The 17,790-nt window shown below is 73.5% G+C and carries 19 protein-coding genes; 8 read left to right on the top strand and 11 right to left on the bottom strand.

The features are described from left to right. The coding region (locus HET64_RS23515; protein ID WP_251145746.1) for a discoidin domain-containing protein at nt 1–884 on the top strand (884 nt) is incomplete at its 5' end. Nucleotides 885–906: 22 nt separating this feature from the next. On the opposite strand, the gene HET64_RS23520 is transcribed toward HET64_RS23515, so the two are convergent. Next, the gene (locus tag HET64_RS23520) at nt 907–2,160 is read right to left on the bottom strand and encodes an RNA polymerase sigma factor (protein WP_215108637.1); all 1,254 of its coding nucleotides are present in this window, start codon (nt 2,158–2,160) and stop codon (nt 907–909) included. Between the two features lie 20 nt (nt 2,161–2,180). Further along, entirely contained in the window at nt 2,181–2,591 is a 411-nt protein-coding gene (locus HET64_RS23525) for a YciI family protein (RefSeq protein ID WP_215108640.1), read from the bottom strand. A gap of 227 nt (nt 2,592–2,818) precedes the next feature. Between HET64_RS23525 and cbiE the strand changes: the two genes are divergently transcribed. The 3 genes from cbiE to HET64_RS23540 all read left to right on the top strand — a co-directional run bounded on the left by cbiE (nt 2,819) and on the right by HET64_RS23540 (nt 5,126). Then, entirely contained in the window at nt 2,819–4,096 is a 1,278-nt protein-coding gene (cbiE, locus tag HET64_RS23530; protein WP_215108642.1) for a precorrin-6y C5,15-methyltransferase (decarboxylating) subunit CbiE, read from the top strand. Continuing rightward, nucleotides 4,093–4,842 (top strand): precorrin-4 C(11)-methyltransferase, encoded by a 750-nt coding sequence (gene cobM / locus HET64_RS23535; protein ID WP_215108644.1) that lies wholly within the window; start codon nt 4,093–4,095, stop codon nt 4,840–4,842. The genes cbiE and cobM overlap by 4 nt, the downstream gene beginning before the upstream one ends. Before the next feature lie 80 nt (nt 4,843–4,922). Beyond that, entirely contained in the window at nt 4,923–5,126 is a 204-nt protein-coding gene (locus HET64_RS23540; RefSeq protein ID WP_215108646.1) for an e9imm peptide, read from the top strand. A gap of 98 nt (nt 5,127–5,224) precedes the next feature. Here the strand turns inward: HET64_RS23540 and HET64_RS23545 are convergent, their stop codons facing one another. Beyond that, nucleotides 5,225–5,812, bottom strand: coding sequence for a TIGR04222 domain-containing membrane protein (locus HET64_RS23545; protein ID WP_215108648.1), 588 nt, complete (start codon nt 5,810–5,812; stop codon nt 5,225–5,227). 129 nt (nt 5,813–5,941) lie between these two features. On the opposite strand from HET64_RS23545, the gene HET64_RS23550 reads away from it, so the two are divergent. Then, nucleotides 5,942–6,433, top strand: coding sequence for an SRPBCC family protein (locus HET64_RS23550; RefSeq protein ID WP_215108650.1), 492 nt, complete (start codon nt 5,942–5,944; stop codon nt 6,431–6,433). Nucleotides 6,434–6,584: 151 nt separating this feature from the next. Here the strand turns inward: HET64_RS23550 and HET64_RS23555 are convergent, their stop codons facing one another. The 4 genes from HET64_RS23555 to HET64_RS23570 all read right to left on the bottom strand — a co-directional run bounded on the left by HET64_RS23555 (nt 6,585) and on the right by HET64_RS23570 (nt 10,002). Then, a complete protein-coding gene (locus HET64_RS23555; protein ID WP_215108652.1) occupies nt 6,585–7,154 on the bottom strand; it encodes a hypothetical protein in 570 nt (189 codons plus the stop codon). Nucleotides 7,155–7,309: 155 nt separating this feature from the next. Next, nucleotides 7,310–8,764 (bottom strand): flotillin family protein, encoded by a 1,455-nt coding sequence (locus tag HET64_RS23560; protein WP_215108654.1) that lies wholly within the window; start codon nt 8,762–8,764, stop codon nt 7,310–7,312. Between the two features lie 129 nt (nt 8,765–8,893). Continuing rightward, nucleotides 8,894–9,403, bottom strand: a complete 510-nt coding sequence (locus HET64_RS23565; protein ID WP_215108656.1) for an NfeD family protein — start codon at nt 9,401–9,403, stop codon at nt 8,894–8,896. 113 nt (nt 9,404–9,516) lie between these two features. Then, entirely contained in the window at nt 9,517–10,002 is a 486-nt protein-coding gene (locus tag HET64_RS23570; protein ID WP_215108658.1) for a peroxiredoxin, read from the bottom strand. A 228-nt stretch (nt 10,003–10,230) separates the two neighbouring features. Between HET64_RS23570 and HET64_RS23575 the strand changes: the two genes are divergently transcribed. After that, on the top strand, nt 10,231–10,974 hold the full coding sequence (locus HET64_RS23575; protein ID WP_215108659.1) for an alpha/beta fold hydrolase: 744 nt from the start codon (nt 10,231–10,233) through the stop codon (nt 10,972–10,974). 77 nt (nt 10,975–11,051) lie between these two features. Next, a complete protein-coding gene (locus HET64_RS23580) occupies nt 11,052–12,782 on the top strand; it encodes a SpoIIE family protein phosphatase (RefSeq protein ID WP_215108661.1) in 1,731 nt (576 codons plus the stop codon). A gap of 98 nt (nt 12,783–12,880) precedes the next feature. Here the strand turns inward: HET64_RS23580 and HET64_RS23585 are convergent, their stop codons facing one another. Together HET64_RS23585 and HET64_RS23590 are read right to left on the bottom strand one after the other, a co-directional pair. Further along, a complete protein-coding gene (locus HET64_RS23585) occupies nt 12,881–13,738 on the bottom strand; it encodes a GNAT family N-acetyltransferase (protein ID WP_215108663.1) in 858 nt (285 codons plus the stop codon). Between the two features lie 151 nt (nt 13,739–13,889). Further along, on the bottom strand, nt 13,890–14,135 hold the full coding sequence (locus tag HET64_RS23590) for a hypothetical protein (protein ID WP_215108665.1): 246 nt from the start codon (nt 14,133–14,135) through the stop codon (nt 13,890–13,892). A gap of 227 nt (nt 14,136–14,362) precedes the next feature. Here HET64_RS23590 and HET64_RS23595 point away from each other — a divergent pair, with 227 nt between their 5' ends. Then, complete coding sequence (locus tag HET64_RS23595; RefSeq protein WP_215108667.1) at nt 14,363–15,862, top strand: ParB/Srx family N-terminal domain-containing protein; 1,500 nt, start codon at nt 14,363–14,365, stop codon at nt 15,860–15,862. Between the two features lie 20 nt (nt 15,863–15,882). Here HET64_RS23595 and HET64_RS23600 read toward each other — a convergent pair whose 3' ends face one another. After that, nucleotides 15,883–16,497 carry a hypothetical protein gene (locus tag HET64_RS23600; protein WP_215108670.1) on the bottom strand — a complete coding sequence of 205 codons (615 nt, stop codon included), beginning with the start codon at nt 16,495–16,497 and terminating at the stop codon, nt 15,883–15,885. After that, nucleotides 16,494–17,765, bottom strand: a complete 1,272-nt coding sequence (locus tag HET64_RS23605) for an MAB_1171c family putative transporter (RefSeq protein WP_215108675.1) — start codon at nt 17,763–17,765, stop codon at nt 16,494–16,496. The genes HET64_RS23600 and HET64_RS23605 overlap by 4 nt, the downstream gene beginning before the upstream one ends. Nucleotides 17,766–17,790: the final 25 nt, after the last annotated feature.

Consider the following 17,790-nt stretch of genomic DNA (forward strand, 5'->3'; position numbering starts at 1 on the left):
CGACGCCCCCCGGACCGCCGCTGCCACCGCGGGCGGCTGCCCCCCGGCGCCCGGGCGAGGGCCCGCCCGGTCCGGCTCCCGGGCCCGACGCGTGGCCGGACGGGCGGCCGGGGCCCGCCACCGAGCCGCCCCGCCCGGAACCCGTCGGCGCACCGGTCGTCTGCCCCAACTGCCGTACGGAGAACGCCCCGGGCCGCACGCTGTGCATCCGCTGCGCCCTGCTCCTGGACCCCGGGCCCGCCCCCGAGGGCCGGCTGCCCTGGTGGCGGCGGATCCTGCGGCGCCGGCCCCGGCAGGCGCGCGTGGCGGGGGCGCGCCCGCGGCGCGGGTGGCGGCGGCCGAGGGTCGGGCTGCCCATCGTGCTGATCCTGCTGGCGGTGGGGGTGTGGTTCGCGCTCCCGCATCTCTCGGGCCTGTTCGGCTTCGCCAAGGAGGAGACCGGAACCCCGGAGTCCGTGCCGCCCGCTGTCTGCCGGGGCTCCAGCGAGGCGGGCGGGCACCCGGCGTCGGCGGCGTTCGACGGGTTCAACAACCGCTACTGGGCGCCCGAGGAGACCGGCGAAGGCGTCGGGGAGCACCTGGAGTGCGACTTCGCGCAGCCGGTGCGGATGATGAAGATCGTGGTGTTCTCCGGGACGTCGGCGCGCCAGAACGAGTTCCTGACGCAGGGCCGCCCGGCGCGGCTCACGGTGGAGCTGACGTCGGAGGACGGGGAGAGGACCGACCGGACGATCCGGCTGCGCGACCAGGCGGGCCAGCAGACCTTCGACGTACGGGGATCGGACACGGTCAAGGCCCGGCTCACGGTCGAGTCGGCGTACGGCTCGGGGAAGGACCGGCGTACGGCGGTGGCGGAGATCGAGTTCTTCGGCCGACGGGAGTGAACGGGCACGGACGGAAGGGCTCCTACGGGTCCAGCCGGTCCGCGCGCACGCGCAGATAGCGGGCCTCGGGTTCACTGAGCGTGCCGTCGGCGGCCGCGCGGTAGGCGGCACGGGCGGCGGCCCGCTCCCCGGCCCGTTCCAGGAGATGCCCGCGTACGGCGTCGAGGCGGAAGCGCGGCTCCACCGTCCCCGCCAGGGTGTCGACCGCCGCCAGCCCCGCCCGGGGCCCGTCCACCATGGCCACGGCGACCGCCCGGCCCAGCGCGGCGGCGGGGTCGGGGGTGCGCCGCACGAGGAGGTCGTAGAGGGCGAGGATCTGCGGCCAGTCGGTGTCCTCCGCGCGCTCCGCCTCGTCGTGGAGGGCGGCGACGGCGGCCTGGAGCTGGTAGTCCCCGGCCGGGCCCTGGGCGAGGGCCTCCTCGGCCAGCGCGGTGCCTTCCACGATGGCCGTACGGTCCCAGAGCGCCCGGTCCTGTTCGTCGAGCGGGATCAGCTCACCGTCCGGCCCGGTGCGCGCCGGGGTGCGCGCCTCGGTGAGCACCATCAGCGCCAGCAGCCCGGTCACCCGCCCCTCGTGGGGCAGCAGCCGGCGGACGGCGCGGGTCAGCCGGATCGCCTCGCGCGCCAGGTCCGTGCGGGTCAGGTCGGGGCCCGCGGTGGCGGTGTAGCCCTCGTTGAAGATCAGGTAGAGGACCTGGAGCGCGGCGCCGAGCCGCTGGTCGAGGTCCGGGGCGTCCGGCCGCCGGAACCGCGTACCGCGCAGCGTCCGCTTGGCCCGGCTGATCCGCTGCGCCATCGTCGCCTCCGGCACCAGATGGGCGCGGGCGATCTCCGCCGTGGTGAGACCGCCGACCGCGCGGAGGGTGAGCGCGATCTGGGCGGCGGGGGAGAGCACGGGGTGGCAGCAGAGGAAGAGCAGGGTGAGCGTGTCGTCCTCGGAGGGGGCCCGGCCGGGGCCGGTGGCGCCTTCCCCGGGCGGCGGCGCGACGAACGCGTCCGCCGGAGTGAGGGCCGCCGCCGTCTCCTCCCGCCGGCGACGGGCCTCGTCGCTGCGGAGCCGGTCGGTGAGGCGGCGGGAGGCGACCCGGATCAGCCAGCCGCGCGGGTTGTCGGGTACCCCGTCCCGCGGCCACTGCTCGGCGGCCGCGATCAGGGCCTCCTGGACGGAGTCCTCGGCCGGGTCGAAGTGCCCGTACCGGCGCACGAGCGCGCCGAGGACCTGCGGCGCGTTGCGGCGCAGCAGGTCCTCGATGATGACGTCGGTCGTCCGTTCCATCCGCGTCCTCGGGTGGTGCGTCAGTCGTCGATCCCGCCGTCGACGGGCCGGATGAGCACCGGGTAGTCGGGCGCCCCGGCCGGCTGCGGACAGCGTGCCACGCGGGTCGCGATCTCGGTCACCCTTTCCAGGCTCTCGCAGTCGAGCACCCAGAACCCGGCGAGCAGCTCCTTCGTCTCGCTGTACGGACCGTCCGAGACCACCGGACGGCCTTCGGAGTCGAGGCTGACGGCCCGGCCCGACGCGGGCTCCCGCAGCCCGTAGCCGGTGACCAGCTCGCCCGACTCGGCGAGATCGTCGTTGATGCTGCCCATGTAGGCGAACATCTCCTGCATGGCCTCCTTGTCCCAGGCGGGGCTGTCCGCGTTCCCCTTGCCGGTCTGCGCGTCGTAGTCCGCCTGGCTGCCCTGGACCATCACCAGATACTTCATGACCGTCGCCTCCTGGTCGCTCGTTCGCTCGGTGTCGTTTCTTCCTCTTGCACAGGGGACGTCGGGGCCGGTGCGGGGTTCTCGACAACACGCGCGAAGTTTCTTCCGGATTCACCCGCCGGAGGGGACGGAAAGCGAGGTTGAGTAAAGTTCGGCAGCGTCGCCCCGCGCCTTCTCCTGCCACTTCCTCCTGCTTCTTCCTTGCCGCGCCGAACGAGGTCCCGACCGTGTCTGCCGCCCCTCCCCCCGCTGCCTTTGCGCACCCCGTCTCCGTCGTGGGGATCGGCGCGGACGGCTGGCCCGGCCTGTCCGGTACGGCACGCGAGGCGCTGCGGGAAGCGGAGGTGCTGATCGGCGGGGCGCGCCAGCTGGAGCTGCTCCCGACGGAGTGCGCCGGTGCGCGGGTGGCCTGGCCGTCCCCGCTGAGGCCCGCCGTCCCCCGGCTGCTGGCCGAGCACCGGGAGCGCCGGATCGCGGTGCTGGCGAGCGGGGACCCGATGTTCTACGGGATCGGGCGGGCGCTGGCCGAGGAGCTGGGCCCGGAGGGGCTGCACGTGCTGCCGCACCCGTCCTCCGTCTCGTACGCCTGCGCGCGCCTCGGCTGGCCGCTGGAGGACACGGAGGTCGTGACGCTGGTGGGCCGTCCGGCGGCGCGTCTCGCGGCGTCGCTGTACGCGGGCCGGCGCCTGCTGGTCCTGAGCGCGGACGCGAGCACCCCCGCGACGGTCGCCGCACTCCTCACGGAGCACGGTTTCGGCCCGAGCGGGCTGCGGGTGCTGGAACAACTGGGCGCCGAGGACGAGGGGTGCGTGGACGGGCTCGCGGAGACGTGGGAGCACCCCCCGGGGGACCGCCTGAACGTCATCGCGATCGACTGCCGGGCGTCGGCGGAAGCGCTGCGGCTGGGCACGGTCCCCGGGCTGCCGGACGAGGCGTACGAGCACGACGGCCAGCTCACCAAGCGCCACGCCCGGGCGGCCACGCTCGGGACCCTGGCGCCCGCGCCCGGAGAGCTGCTCTGGGACGTGGGCGGCGGCTCCGGCTCGATCGCGGTCGAGTGGCTGCGGGCGCATCCGTCCTGCCGGGCGGTGAGCGTGGAGCGGGACCCGGTACGGGCGGAGCGGATCACCCGTAACGCGGAACGCCTGGGAGTCCCCGCGCTGAAGGTCGTCACCGGACCGGCCCCGGCAGCCCTGGCCGGACTGGAAGCGCCGGACGCGGTGTTCATCGGCGGCGGTCTGACCGCGCCGGGCCTGCTCGACGCGTGCTGGGAGGCGTTGCGGCCGGGGGGCCGGCTGGTAGCGAACACGGTGACGCTGGAGTCGGAGGCGCTGCTGGCCGAGCGGCACAAGGCGCACGGCGGCGAGCTGGTGCGCCTCGCCGTGGCCCACGCCGTCCCGGTCGGCGGCTTCACCGGCTGGCGTCAGGCCATGCCCGTAACGCAGTGGTCGGTCATCAAGCCCTCGGGTTCCGGGGCGCGTTCGGACAAGGGAGATCGATCATGACGGTGCACTTCATCGGCGCGGGCCCGGGCGCGGCCGACCTGATCACGGTGCGCGGCGCCCGGATCCTCGCCGCCAGCCCGGTCTGCCTGTACGCGGGCAGCCTGGTCCCGGTGGAACTGCTGGCCGAGTGCCCGAGGGACGCCCGCCTGATCGACACGGCGAACCTGGACATCGAGCAGATCACCGCCGAACTGGTCCGGGCCCACGCGGACGGCCACGACGTGGCGAGGCTGCACTCGGGCGACCCGTCGGTGTTCAGCGCGGTGAACGAGCAGATGAAGCGCCTGGACGAGGCGGGCGTCCCGTACGAAGTGGTCCCCGGCGTCCCCGCGTTCGCCGCGGCGGCAGCGGCCCTGAAGCGCGAGCTGACGGTCCCGACGGTCGGCCAGACGGTCATCCTGACCCGTATCGCGCAGCGCGCCACGGCGATGCCGGAGGGCGAGGACCTGGCGACGCTGGGCCGCAGCGGCGCCCTGATCGTCCTGCACCTGGCGGCGCGGTACGTGGACCGGGTGGTCGACGAACTGCTCCCGCACTACGGGGCGGACTGCCCGACGGCGGTGGTGGCGATGGCGTCCCGCCCCGACGAGATCATCCTGCGGGGCCCGCTGGACTCGATCGCCGAGCAGGTGAAGGCGGCGGGGGTGATCCGGACGGCGGTCATCATGGTCGGCCGGACGCTGGGCGCGGAACAGTTCCGGGACAGCCACCTGTACGCGGTGGGGCGGGACCGGGGGGAGTGCTGAGGGGTGTGCGGAGCGCGGGCGACGAGGCGGGGCGGCCCCCGTCCGACGCGGACGGCGGGAACGCGGGGACGAACCGCAGGATGAGCCGTGACGAGGCGCTGTCTCTCGTGCGGCGTCTGCTGAACGGTGCCGACGAGGCGGAGGGGGACGAGATCCTGGACGCCTTGGAACGCGGGCTGGTGTGCCCGCACATCAGCGACTACATCTACTGGGGTCCCGACCCCGGCCCCAGCCCGGAACAGATCGTCGACCGAGCGCTGGCCTACCGCCCCATGGCGCTCTGACCCGGGCAGCGGGGCATGGCAGCTTCCGGCAGGGTCCGTCGCCGTATGCCGGGGCCTGCCTGCTCCGGAGGGACAGCCGGCCCGGGATGTCCCATCGCTCAGTCGCCGCCCGACGGGCCACCGCACCCGATGCCTCCGCCGGGAGCGGCATCCGTGGATGAGCCGTGGTCGTCGTCGAGGGCCTTTCCCATGCGGCGGAGGGTGCGGCCGAGGCCGTCGGGAATCGGGTGGGCGCCGAGCAGTCCGTGCCGGACGGGGCCGGTGGCGAGAGCCGCCGGGCCGTCGAATATGTAGGAGGGCAGAGTTCCCCGGGACGCGGCGGCGGCCAGGAGCCGCCGCCCCGCGCGGGTGGTTCGCTGCCGTCTCCCGCTCAGCAGGCCGAGGCACACCAGGTGCCGGGCGATGTCATCGACCGGCTGGGAGCGCCCGACGGTATCGATCACCTCCCCGACGCGCTTGCCGCGGGGGCAGGCGGCGATGACCGCGCGCTCGACCGCGTGCGTCGACCGGACTTCGCCGGTGGGACGGAGCCGGGTCGCCCGCAGGGACAGCGTCCCCTGCTCGGTGAGCGCCACGACGGCGCTCTCGGCCACGCGTCGGCGACCACCCGCGAGGAAGGCGTACGCGTACCGGTCCAGCGTTCCGCCGGCGTCCTCCGCCCCGGGCCGTCCCCATGACCGCGTCATACCGTTTCCCCCTTGACCCGACACACTCGATGGCACCCGCGAACGGCGGCGGTCTTGTTAAGGCGTCTCTCGTGCGGGTGAGAGATCAGTCGAGTCGCCCGCTCACCAACAGAATCGGAGGGTTGAGCCATGAAGTACACCGTCTCGATCGAGATCGCCCTGCCTCGGGACAGGACCGTGCAACTGCTCGCCGACCCGGCGAACATGCCGAAGTGGCTGCGGGGCCTGGTGGTGCACGAGCCGCTGAGTGGCGTGCACGGGCAGGTCGGTACCGAGTCACGGGTCGTGATGCGGATGGGGCAGCGGACGTTCGAGGCCACCGAGACCATCACGCGCCGGGAACCGGCGGACCTGCACGGAATCCCGGAAGGGAGCGCTGTTCATTTCGACCGAGAGATCAGCGGCGAGGGCATGTGGAGCGTCACGCGCGACCGGCTGACGGAGGCCGGCCCGGAGACCACCCTCTGGGTGAGCGAGAACGAGTACCGGTTCGACGGCTTGCTGATGCGACTGGTGGGGCTCCTGATGCCCGGCACCTTCCGCAAGCAGTCACGACAGCACATGCGGGACTTCAAGGCGTTCGCCGAGCAGGGGGAGGACGTCCGCGAAGCGAAGGGCTGATCTGCCGGGCTGGGACCTCGGCGGCATCGTCTCTCTGCGGCCCGGGTCGCCCCGGCGGTACCCGTTCTTCCGTGGCGACGTCCGCCAGGTTTCCGGCGGTTCCGGCGGTTCCGGTCGGTTCGACGGGTGAGCGGGTGCGGTGGTCGTGTGCTCAGCCCGGGGTTGGGCTTTCGGGGCTCTCGGGGCTGTTCAGGGCGCGTGCGAAGTCGGTGAGGGTGTGGAAGTCGCTCTCGCGCAGGCCGATCCTCGGGTTGACGTGGTGGAGAAGCGCCGGGCCCTCGTGGTGCGAGGCCACGTACGCGTGGTCCGGGGCGCTCTGTTCGTCGTCGATCCAGGCGAAGGGGCGGCCGGCGGCGTGGTCCACCAAGGGGCCCGTCTTCCAGTGGACTCCGTCGGGGCGTTCCCGGAACAGGGCGTCGCCGAAGTCCACGAAGGGGAGTTCGGGCAGGCCGAGTGCCGGGGCGATCCACCGGTTCGCCTCGGCCATCCACGTGGTGGCCCAGCACAGTTCGTAGCCGAGTCGCAGCAGGGCGGGCCCGTGTCCCGGGTTGAGCCAGACCCGCAGGGGCCGTCGTCGGCTGGAGAGGACGGGGTCGTCTCCCCGCAGCCCGTTGCCCAGCGGCACCCTGAGCGTGATGTAGCCGTCGGGGCGTCGCTCGGGCTGCGCGGCATAGGGGTTGAGCGGGCCGTCCACGTCGAGGAAGAGCAGTGGTCGGTTCATCGTCGGCCCCCTGGTACGACATCGGGTCTGCCGGAGGAGCGTATCCAGCCCCCACCGCGTCCTCCGACGCGGACGTGGCCGTGCCCGGCGGCGAACACTTCGCTGCCGGGCACGGCCACGGGTAGGAGGTCGAGCCCCCGGTGACGCCTCGCGCGTCAGCCCTTGATCTCGATCTCGCCGTTCTTCGAGGCCGACGCGTCCGTCTCCGGGGCGTCCGAGGTCGCGGGGGCGGGCACCGTGGCCACGCGGCCCTTCAGGTTCTGGAGGAGGGACGCCATGTCCACGCCCGTCGTCGAGGTGAGCAGTTCCATGCCCTGCGCGACGTTGTCGGTGACCGTGCGGGCCAGCTGGCTCGCGCCGTCCGTGGAGATGACCGTCATCTTGTCGATGGCGCTCAGCGGCTCGGAGGCCTTCGCCACCACGCTCGGGAGGACCTCGACCAGCATCTGGAGGACGGCCGCGTCGCCGTACTGCGCGAACGCGTCGGCCTTCTTCTGCATGGCCTCCGCCTCGGCCGCACCCTTGGCGGCGATCGCCGCGGCGTCCGCCTCACCCTCGATGCGGACCGCGTCGGCCAGCGCCGAACGGTGCAGCTTCTCGCCCTGACCGGTCAGGCGTGAGCGCTCCGCGTCGGCCTCGGCCTCCTTGACCTGGGCGATGCGGCGGGCCTCCGCCTCCTGTTCGGCCTGGTAGCGGGCGGCGTCGGCGGGCTTACGCACCTTGGTGTCCAGCTCGCGGTCGGTCAGCGCCGCCTGGCGCTCGGCGACCTTCTCCTGCTCGGCCAGGACTTCCTGCTGGCGGGCAGCCTCGGCGAGCGGGCCTGCGGCGTTGGCCTTGGCGGCCGCGGCTTCCGTCTCGGCCTTGATCTCGGCCTGCTTCAGGTAGTACGTCCGCTCGGCGATGGCGATCTCCTCGGCCGCCTTCAGCCGGGCCTGCTCCGAGGCCCGCTTCGCGATGGCCTCGGCGATGTCCGCCTCCTGCTTGGCGCGGGCGGCCTCCGGGCGGCCGAGGTCCTCCAGGTAGGAGCCCTCGGTGGTGATGTCCTGGATCTGGAAGGCGTCCAGGATCAGGCCCTGGCCGGAGAGGCTGGCCTCGGCCTCCTCCGCGACCTGCCCGGCGAACGCGGCCCGGTCCCGGATGATGTCCTCGACCGACATGCGGCCGACGATCGCGCGGAGCGCGCCGGAGAGCACTTCCTGGGTGAAGCCGACGATGCCGTCCTGCTGCTGGAGGAAGCGCTGGGCCGCGGCGCGGATCGCGTCCTCGCTGCCGCCGACCTTGACGATCGCGACGCCTTCGAGGTTCGACTTGACGCCGCGCAGCGTCACGGCGCCGCGCACGGCGATCGGGATGTGCCGGCTGGACAGGTCGAGGGTGAACTTCTGCTGGACGAACGGCACGACGAAGACGCCGCCGCCCACGACGACCTTCTGGCCGCTGTTGTCGATGCTGGTCTGTCCGGTGACCGGGTCCGTCGACTTCTTGCCGCGGCGGCCGGTGATGATGAACGCCTCGCTGGGCCCGGCCACCTTGTAGCGCGTGATGACGACGAGGCCGAGCAGAACGAGGAGTACGACGATGCCGATGACGGCGATGACTACTGGACTCATGTGATGTGTCCCCCCTGCCTCCCGTGGGGGACGGCAGATTGTTGTGGAGCGTGGCGGTGCTGTGGAGTTGACCGGTGCGGTGTGCCGCGTAACGGTGGGTCGTCAGTGGGGATCAGGGTGGATACGTGGTCAGCGCTCCACCGGGCGGACCGAGACCGACGTGGTCGACAGTGCCTCTTCCACCCAGATCTCGGTCCCGCGCGCGACGGGCGCGGCCGACTTGGCCGAGTACTTCACGGGCTGACCGCCCAGTCGCAGCAGCACCTCGCCGTAGCCCTCGGCCGGGATGGCCGTCACGACGGACCCCGAGGTGCCGATCAGGTCGGAGCCGCGCGGGGTGGCGTCCGTCTGGTCGCGCATCAGGGCCTTGCTGAGTTTCCAGGTGAGCCAGGCCGCGACCAGGCCGGCGGTGACGCCGATGACCGTGGCCACGAACGTTCCGGCCCCTGTCGAGCCGAGCACGATCGCTCCGCCGAAGCCGAGCATCGAGATGAAGCCGGCGATCACCGGAAGCGACAGCAGCCCGTCGAAGAGGCCGTCGAGCACACCGTCGAAGAGGCCTTCGAGGATTCCGCCGAAGATCAGGGAGAGCGCGAGCAGCACGATCCCCGCAATGCCGAGACCGAGAAAAATGGTCACGCGATCACTCCCCTGTTGCCGCCGCTGCCGACTTCCCCCGAGCGTTTTCCGTCGATCTGGCTGGATGATCCCATACAGCACCTACTTCGGTCACTGCCGGATTCCGGCAATCTTTACGCGTCTTTGATGCCGGACAGGTGGTCCGTGAGCGTGGTGAGCGACTGGAACGTCGCACCGAGCAGGGCCACGTGCTTCCAGCGCAGGACCCCGTCCGGGCCGATGAGGAAGACCGCCCGCCGCACCCCGATGCCCGGCGCGGACACCCCGTACGCCCTGGCGGTCTCCCGGCCCTCGTCGGCCAGCAGCGGCATGCGCAGCCCGAAGGAGCGGGCGAACGACTCGTGGCTGTCCACACCCTGTGGACTGATTCCCCAGACATCGGCGTCGAGGCCCTCGAAGGCCTCCATGCCCGAGGAGTACGAGCACAACTGCTTCGTGCAGACGCTGGTGTTGTCCCCGGGGTAGAACGCCAGCACCACGGACCGGCCGCGGGCGGACGACAGCCGGTAGTCGGCGCGCTCGAAGGCGTCGCCCGAAAGGACTCCGCCAGGGAGGGTGAAGTCCGGTGCTGCGCTGCCGAGTTGAGGGCCAGATGCCATGGGAGGCTCCTTCGCTGTCGTCTACGGGGATGGTGCCGAGGGCACGGATGGTTCCGCGATCGTGACCGTACAGTGGAGGGCACCGGGCCCCCGGCCGGCCCCGTCGGCCGCCCGGCCCGTCGACGGCGATCCTCCGATCCGGCGACCCGTACGCCCATCCGGAGCGGCCTCGGCGCCGAATACGGGGAGAGGGGGCAGCATGCCCCGCACCCGCACCTGGAGGTACGCGTGGCCCAACGACCGCCGTCGGCAGCGGTTCTCGTTCTGCACGGGGGGCGCGAGAGCGGTACGGGCCCCCCGCCGTCGGGGCTGCTGAATCTGCCCGGCACCCGGATGCGCCCCTTCGTCCGGGCTGTTGCCCGGGCCGCCCGCGCGGCCGGCGACGACATCCTCGTGACGCAGGTGCGGTACGCCCACCGGGGCTGGAACGGCCCCCGCGCGGACCCCTTCCACGACGCCGTGGCCGCCCTCGACGCGCTGCGGGAGGAGGCGGGCGAGGAGCTGCCGGTGGTGCTCCTGGGGCATTCCATGGGGGCGCGCGCCGCTCTCCGCGCCGCCGGGCATCCCCTGGTGCGGGGCGTCGTCGGGCTCGCCCCCTGGTGTCCGCCGGGGGACCCGGTCACCCAGCTCGCGGGCCGTGACGTCGTCCTCGTCCACAGCAACCGGGACCGGATGACCAGCCCCCAGGCCACCCAGTCCCTCACCGCGCGGGCCCGTCGCGCCGGAGCCCGTAGCTGCATGGTCACCGTCCGGGGCGGCGACCACGCCATGATCCGCCGGGCCGCCGCCTGGCACCGGCTCACCACCGCGCTGGTCACCGGACTGCTCGGTTCCGGCAGTCTGCCGGGCCCGGTCGGCGAGGCCCTCGCCCTGCCACCCACCGCCGAGGCCACCGAGGGCACCCTCGACCTGGACGCCGATCTCGGCCCCGGCTTCGGCCCCTTCCAGGACCGGACGGGCGCCCCGCGCTGACCGGCCGCGCTGCGGATGCGGTACGGAAGCGGGCGGCCGACGATGGAGGACCGGGAGAGCCGACGACGGCGGGAGGCATGCTCTTGCAGGCCGACACGTGCGACGACGGCATGCCGTCGTTCTTCGACCCGCGGACCGTCGCGGCCCTGTTCGACGGAAACCCGGCCGCCGTCGCGGTCCTCGACCACGATCTCCGCTACACCTACGTCAACCCGGCCCTCGAACGGCTCAATGGACTCTCCGCCGGCTCCCACATCGGGCGGACGTTCTCCCAGGTGCTGCCCGGGCTGCGCGGTCAGGCCTCCGCCCTGCGCGGGGTCCTGGCCGACGGAAAGCCCCGCGAGGAGACGATCCAGGGGGAGACCTGGGCGGCGGACGGGGCGGACCAGCGGTTCTGGCGCGCCACGTACAGCCGGCTGGACTCCGACGGGGCGGCGTGCGGTCTGATGGCGATCGTCGTCGAGATCACCGACCTCACCCGCCAGAGCGAGGAGCTGGCGGAGGCCCGCGGTCACGTCGCCCTCCTCAGCACCGCCGCCGTCCGGATCGGCACGACGCTCGACATGGACACCACCTGCCGGGAGCTGGCCGCCTTCGTGGTGCCCGACTTCGCCGACGTCGCGGCGGTCGACGTGTTCCCGGCAGAGGTGGGGCACTCCGTACGCCGCGCGGAACCCGGCGTCGTACGGCTCCGGCGGGCCGCGCTGCGGGGCGACGGCGAACTCGACGAACAGGTGCAGCGGTTCGGCCACCCCGGGGAGTACGTCGACTTCGCGGCGGACTCCGCGGTGACCCGCTGCCTGGCGGAGAACGAGCCGGTCCTCGACGACTGGGAGAACCACAGCAGAGGGCGCAGCGTCTTCACCGCGGACCGGATCACCGCCTCCCGGGCGCTCGGGCTGCGCGAGGCGCTCATCGTCCCGCTCACCGCCCGCGGCCGGCCGCTCGGCGCGCTCACCCTCATCCGGGCCGACGGCTCATCCGTCTTCAGCGACCAGGACGTGGCCGTCGCCCGCGAACTCGCCGTCCGGGCGGGCGTCGACCTCGACCACGCCCGCCGCTACCACCACGAGCACAGCATCGCCCGCGAACTCCAGCGCTCCCTGCTCTCCGAGCCCTGGGGACCCCACCCGCACGTCGAGATCGCCACCCGTTACCTCCCCGCCGACGAGGGCGTCCTGGTCGGCGGGGACTGGTTCGACGTCGTACCGCTCCAGGACGGCCGGCACCTCAAGGCGATGGGCGACGTGATGGGCCACGGGGTGGAGGCGGCCGTCGCCATGAGCCAGTACCGCTCCCTGCTGCGGCTGCTGGCGATGGAGGACCTGCCGCCCCACCGGATCCTGGAGCGGCTCGACACCATGGTGGAGCGGTCGGGACTGGACCGCGCGGCGACCTGTCTGCTCGCCGTCGTCGACCGGTTCGGCGGGGTGTGCGAGGTGGCCAGCGCGGGCCATCTGCCCCCGGTCTTCATCGACCCCGCTCCCGCCGGGGCCCGGGTCGTGCCGGTGCCGGTGGGGCCGCCGCTCGGCACCGGGTTCGGCGGGTACCGGACCGCGTCGGTGCCCTGCGGCCCCGGGACCGTGCTGTTCATGTACACCGACGGGCTGGTGGAGCGCCGGGGCGAGGACATCGACGTGTCCGTGGAGCGGCTGGCCTCGCTGACCCTGCCGCCGGGCGGACGCCTGGAGGATCTGCTGGACCAGGTGCTGGACCGGTTCGGCGAGGACGCGGAGGACGACATCGCCGTCCTGGCCTCCCGGATCCGCGAGGGCCCGCCGGTGGTGCGGCCGACTCCTCCGGAGTGACGCGCGGCCGAGTGACGGATCGACGGCCCTGCCTGCTGCTCCGGCCGGTCCCGCCTTCTGCCCGGGACCGGACCGCTGCCCGAGGCCGGGTTGCCGGGTCAGCCCAGTTCGAGGCTCGTGATGCCGTACAGGCCGGTCCGGTCGATGACCGGTTCCGGGCCGCTGTACATCCGCGCGGTGTCGAACGACGGGGTCAGGCCCAGCTCCGTCGCCAGCCGCACCGCCGCCGGGTTGACGTCGGGCACGTCGATCGCGACCGGGGTGTCCGGCGCGGTGGCCGCGAGCGCCCCGACCAGGGCCGCCGCCACCGCGGGGGACGCGGCGTACAGGGGGCCGATCCGGGACGCGGCGCGGCAGGCCCGCAGCACCGCGAGGCCCTGGAGCCCGCCGTCCCGGACCGCTGCCAGGGCCGTGCGGCCCGGGGCGGTGATCCAGGAGGCCAGGAAGGTGTCGCGTGCGGCCGGGAAATGCCGGCGGTCGTAGGCGGCGAGCAGGTCGAACGGCACGCTCCTGGCATCGACCAGTTCGGTGCCCGGCGGCGGCGGGACGTCCCGCGGGGGCGGGGGCGTGCCCTCGTACCGTGCGTTGCTCCAGCAGGTACGGAAGCCGGAGCGGCGGTAGTTGTCCTGTTGCGCGGGCACCCCGTCCAGCCCGACGGTGCGCCCGGCGAGCCGCGCCGTGCCGGCCTGCCAGGTCCGCAGCCCGTAACCCTGTCCGCGCAGGTGGGGGCGGGTCAGATAGAAGCCCAGGAAGCCGTGGTCGCTGCCGTAGCGGACGACGGAGACGGATGTGACCGGTTCGCCGTCCAGCCGGCCGAAGAGGAAACCGCCGGGGTCGGTCGCGAAGAACACCCCGCCGTCGTGCAGCCCCGGGTTCCAGCTCTCCTCGTGGGCCCACTCGCCCAGCGTCACGATGTCCTCGGCGCGGGCCGCGGTGATCTCGAAAGGTTTCGGCACGGCACAGTCGTACCCCGGCGGGTGGCTGTTCAGTGACCGGGTGCAGGGCGATTTCCGGCCTTTCGGGCGGCGTCGGCGTGCGGTCGGTGCTCGGGGCCGGCTCCGCCCCAGAGGCCGAGCCGGTGCGCCGGCCCGGAAGCCGAACCGGTGCTCAGGCCGCTTCCGGGTTCTCCCGGCGCCGGCCGCGCAGTTGACGCAGGACGAGGGCGGCCGAGGTGACCAGCGGCAGCAGCCCCGCCACCGCGTCGGCGGTGTTCAGCTTGTCGTGCGAGCCCTTGGCCCGGCGTACCTGCTTGGACGCCCTGATGACCGCGAGCGCGCTGCTGCCCAGGCTCAGCACGAGCCCGGCCTTGCTGCCGCGCATGCCCTTGGCGGGCGCGGACCGGTTCTTCGCCATCGGAAGTACCTCCAGCCTGCGGGCCGTCCCGTTCGCGGGCCGCCCTCCCCGTACACGTAACCGGGTGTCCGCCGCCCCCGCAAACGGGACGGCCCGCGCGGGCGCCGCGCCGGCCCCGTCCCGCCGTGGCACCCCGGCGCCATCCCTCGTTCACACCACGTCCGCGCGGGGGTCGTCGCGCCTTGCGATCGTCCCTGCGGAAGACCATCACGCGGGAGGGGACGTCCATGAACAGATCGAGGGCGAGGGCACGGATGCCACGGAGCGGGGCGCTGCTGCTGGCCGGGGCGCTGGCGGCGGGCACGGTCGTGGCCGGCGCGGGCACGGGAGCCGCCGCCGCGGACCCGTGCGCCGGTGGCGCTCCGCTGCCGCGCGTCTGCGCGCAGCCGGGGGACCTGATCGACGTCCGTCTCGGCGAGCTGCACCCGACGCAGGCCGTACTCGGCTTCGACCAGGTCTTCTACAAGCTCGGCCGGTACGGCGGCGACCGCGACGAGGCGGCCGGCGATGTCAACAAGCGGTTCGACGACTGGTGCGAGACCAACGGCCAGGAGGAGGCGGCCACGGCCGGTCCCGGCGCCCGGCTGGACGACCCGTCGAGCTTCTCCTGCACCGTCCCGGTCGGGCAGGAGACGCCCGGGACGATCGCTCCGATGAAGACGGCCGTGGTCGGACCGGGCGGCAAGCTGTACCTCACCGACGGGCACCACACGCTGACATCGTTCCTGGAGGGGCCCGACGGCTCCGCCGACCTGCGCATCCGGCTCCGCGTCACCGACAACTTCAGCTCCCTGCCGGCCCCGGCCTTCTGGCAGCGGATGACCGAGCAGAAGAAGGTGTGGCTGCGCGACGAGGACAACCGGCCGCTCGGCGTCGACCGGTTGCCGGACCGGCTCGGCATCACGCACTTCCGCGACGACCCGTACCGCAGTCTCGTCTACTTCACCCGGGACATCGGCTACGAGGTTCCGGACGGTGCCACGGAGTTCCTGGAGTTCTCCTGGGGGGCGTGGCTGCGCGGCGAGCACGACGTGAGCGCGTACGACCTGACGGCCCCGGGCCCGTACCTCGACCTGGTGAAGGGCGCCTCGAAGTCGATGGCCGCCCTGGACGCCGACGCGGTCGTCGACGACGGGAAAACCGCCGCCCAGCTCGGCCGGATCGACGCGTGGAACGGCGGCAAGAAGGAGACCGGCGGGGAGTTCGCCAAGCTGGGCAAGCCGCTGAGCGACCCCAAGCCGGGCAAGCTCGCCGAGGCCCTCGACTACCGGGCCCGCGTCCTGCCCGCCCCCGCCTGCACCCGTGAGGTCACCGGCCCCCGCAACGGACCGCTGACCGTCACGAGCGGCGTCACCTGCCTGGACCGGGCCGCCCAGCGGGGCCCGGTCGTCGTCCGCCCCGGCGCGGCGCTCGTGGTCACCGGCTCCACGCTGGAGGGCCCGCTCCAGGCCGACCGGGCGGCGGCGGTCCACCTCTGCGGCTCGCGCGTCGAAGGACCGGTCTCCGTGAGCCGCACCGCCGGCCCCGTACGGGTGGGGGGTCCGGGCTGCACCGCGAACACGGTCGCCGGCCCCGTCGTGCTCACCGGCAACACCGGCGGCGTGCTGCTCGCCGCCAACACGGTCACCGGCCCGCTCGTGTGCTCCGCCAACCGGCCGGGCGTGGACGACACGGGGCGCGCCAACGAGGTGGGCGGACCGCGCACCGGTCAGTGCGCGGCGCTCTGACCCGGTAACGCCGAGGTCGCTCAGACGAACAGGTACGCCACCGTCGTCGCCGCGCCCAGGCCCGCGCCCGCCACGGTCTGGGCGACGGTGTGGTAGCCGAGGGCGACCCGGGACCAGCAGACCGCCGTCGTCACCGCGTACGCGGCGATCCACCAGGGGGAGTGCACCACGGCGAGGAGGGAGACGGACGCCGAGGCCACCGCCGAGTCGACCGAGATCTTCCACACCGTGTTGACGGCCAGCAGGCCGATCGTCATCACCCACAGCGCGAGCATCGCGACGAGGATGCCGGTGGGCGCGTTCCCCAGCACCATCACCACCGAGCCGGCGCCGATCGAGCCCAGGATCACGAAGAAGATCGGCGCCCGCTTGGTGCGGTCCACCACATGGCGGTCGCCCCAGGTGCCGCGCCCGCGCTCCCACTCGATGTACCCCGCCGGGATCAGCCCGGCGCAGAGCGCCCCGAGGAAGCCCCAGAGCAGTCCCGTCCAGTCGCCGGCCGCCGCCACGCCGATGCCGAGCATGCCCGCCAGCAGGACGTTGCGCGGCTGGAGGACGTCGGTGACGGTGCGCGCCACGGAGGCCGTGCGGGCGGAGGTGGTGGGGATCGGCTCGCCGGTCGTGGTGCCGGTCATGCGCTCGTCTCCGTCGTGCGGGTGGTTTCGGCCGTCGCGGCCGCGAGGACGGCGCGGGCGCGCTCCTCGTCGACCGTCCGGTACGCGGCGGCGACCCGGACCAGCCGGGCCACCTCGCCGTCCTGGTCCGCCGCGTGCTGGGCGGCGACCGTCGCGGCTCCCCCGGCGGGCGCGCCGGAGTCCTTCGCGAGCAGGGCGGCCCGGATCCAGTAGGCGTCCGTGAGGGACGCGGCCCGGCGCGGGTCGTCCGTGTCGCGGGCGGCGGCCCCTCCGGCGGCGGCGAGCAGCCCGTCGGGCACGTAGTGGCGCAGTTTCTCGGCGGCGTCCGCGATGTCGGCGGCCCACCGGTCCACGCGCAGGTCGGCCGGGACGTTGAACCGGGTCAGCTCGCGGGCCAGCGAGGCGGGCGGGTCGAACGGCTGGTCCGGGAACGCGGTCATCAGCTCGTACCAGAGGGCGTGCAGCCGGACCTGGGCCCGCCACAGCCGGGCCCGGCGGGCGCCGGCCGCGAAGGCGGGGACGGACGCGCCGAGGGCGAAGAAGGCGAACAGCACCAGTTGCGCGGCCTCGGTGACCTGGTCGAACCGCAGGGCGAACGCCTCGCTCGGCTCGTCCACCACGCTGATCCACAGGAACAGGGTGCGGCTGACGGTGTAGCCGACGCCGATGAACATCGCGAACGTCATCATCCCGAGCCCGATGCGCAGATGGCGCCGCCGGGTGTCGAGGGTGGCCAGCGCCCACTGGAAGGCGCACACGGCGGACGCGGCCCCGAGATAGAGGTAGAAGACGCTCATGTAGAGCGTGGCGCCCCACTCGCCGGCGTGGTCGGAGACGAAGCGGTCCGAGGGCTCGGAGCGGTCGACGACGGTGAAGAAGAGGACGGTCAGCAGGATCAGCGTGGCGACGGAGGCCTTGGCCGCCAGCTTCTGGACGAGCCGCGCGAACCGTACGTGGCGGGGGACCGCGCCCGCTTCGGGGTAGCTGCCGTAGATGGCCACGATGTAGCTGAGGATGGCCAGAATTGCCACGGTGGCGGTGTAGTGCTTGATGAGGACGGCGAGGTCGGTGACGGCGCTGTTGTTGAGGCCGATGCGCACCGCCTCGGTCTTCGTCCACAGGGCGATCGCGAATCCGGCGTAGCAGCCCCACAGGGCCCGGCGTCTGCGGTCCTCCTCGTCGCCCCACAGGGCAGCGGGCATACGCCACAGGGCAACGGCCGTCATCAGGCCGGCTATCAGGTAGCCGGCGAGATCGAGGGGGGTCACGGCGGTGTTCGTCCTCGGGATCGGG

Source organism: Streptomyces sp. McG3 (assembly GCF_018619185.1).
GTDB lineage: Bacteria > Actinomycetota > Actinomycetes > Streptomycetales > Streptomycetaceae > Streptomyces.

What these genes read in the sequence shown, in the direction of transcription:
- HET64_RS23540 (WP_215108646.1), top strand. Translation starts at nt 4,923, where the DNA reads ATGAGCCGTGACGAGGCGCTGTCTCTCGTGCGGCGTCTGCTGAACGGT.
- cobM (WP_215108644.1), top strand. Translation starts at nt 4,093, where the DNA reads ATGACGGTGCACTTCATCGGCGCGGGCCCGGGCGCGGCCGACCTGATC.
- HET64_RS23580 (WP_215108661.1), top strand. Translation starts at nt 11,052, where the DNA reads ATGCTCTTGCAGGCCGACACGTGCGACGACGGCATGCCGTCGTTCTTC.
- HET64_RS23590 (WP_215108665.1), bottom strand. Translation starts at nt 14,135, where the DNA reads ATGGCGAAGAACCGGTCCGCGCCCGCCAAGGGCATGCGCGGCAGCAAG.
- HET64_RS23545 (WP_215108648.1), bottom strand. Translation starts at nt 5,812, where the DNA reads ATGACGCGGTCATGGGGACGGCCCGGGGCGGAGGACGCCGGCGGAACG.
- HET64_RS23595 (WP_215108667.1), top strand. Translation starts at nt 14,363, where the DNA reads ATGAACAGATCGAGGGCGAGGGCACGGATGCCACGGAGCGGGGCGCTG.
- HET64_RS23520 (WP_215108637.1), bottom strand. Translation starts at nt 2,160, where the DNA reads ATGGAACGGACGACCGACGTCATCATCGAGGACCTGCTGCGCCGCAAC.
- HET64_RS23555 (WP_215108652.1), bottom strand. Translation starts at nt 7,154, where the DNA reads ATGAACCGACCACTGCTCTTCCTCGACGTGGACGGCCCGCTCAACCCC.
- HET64_RS23550 (WP_215108650.1), top strand. Translation starts at nt 5,942, where the DNA reads ATGAAGTACACCGTCTCGATCGAGATCGCCCTGCCTCGGGACAGGACC.
- HET64_RS23600 (WP_215108670.1), bottom strand. Translation starts at nt 16,497, where the DNA reads ATGACCGGCACCACGACCGGCGAGCCGATCCCCACCACCTCCGCCCGC.
- HET64_RS23560 (WP_215108654.1), bottom strand. Translation starts at nt 8,764, where the DNA reads ATGAGTCCAGTAGTCATCGCCGTCATCGGCATCGTCGTACTCCTCGTT.
- HET64_RS23570 (WP_215108658.1), bottom strand. Translation starts at nt 10,002, where the DNA reads ATGGCATCTGGCCCTCAACTCGGCAGCGCAGCACCGGACTTCACCCTC.
- HET64_RS23525 (WP_215108640.1), bottom strand. Translation starts at nt 2,591, where the DNA reads ATGAAGTATCTGGTGATGGTCCAGGGCAGCCAGGCGGACTACGACGCG.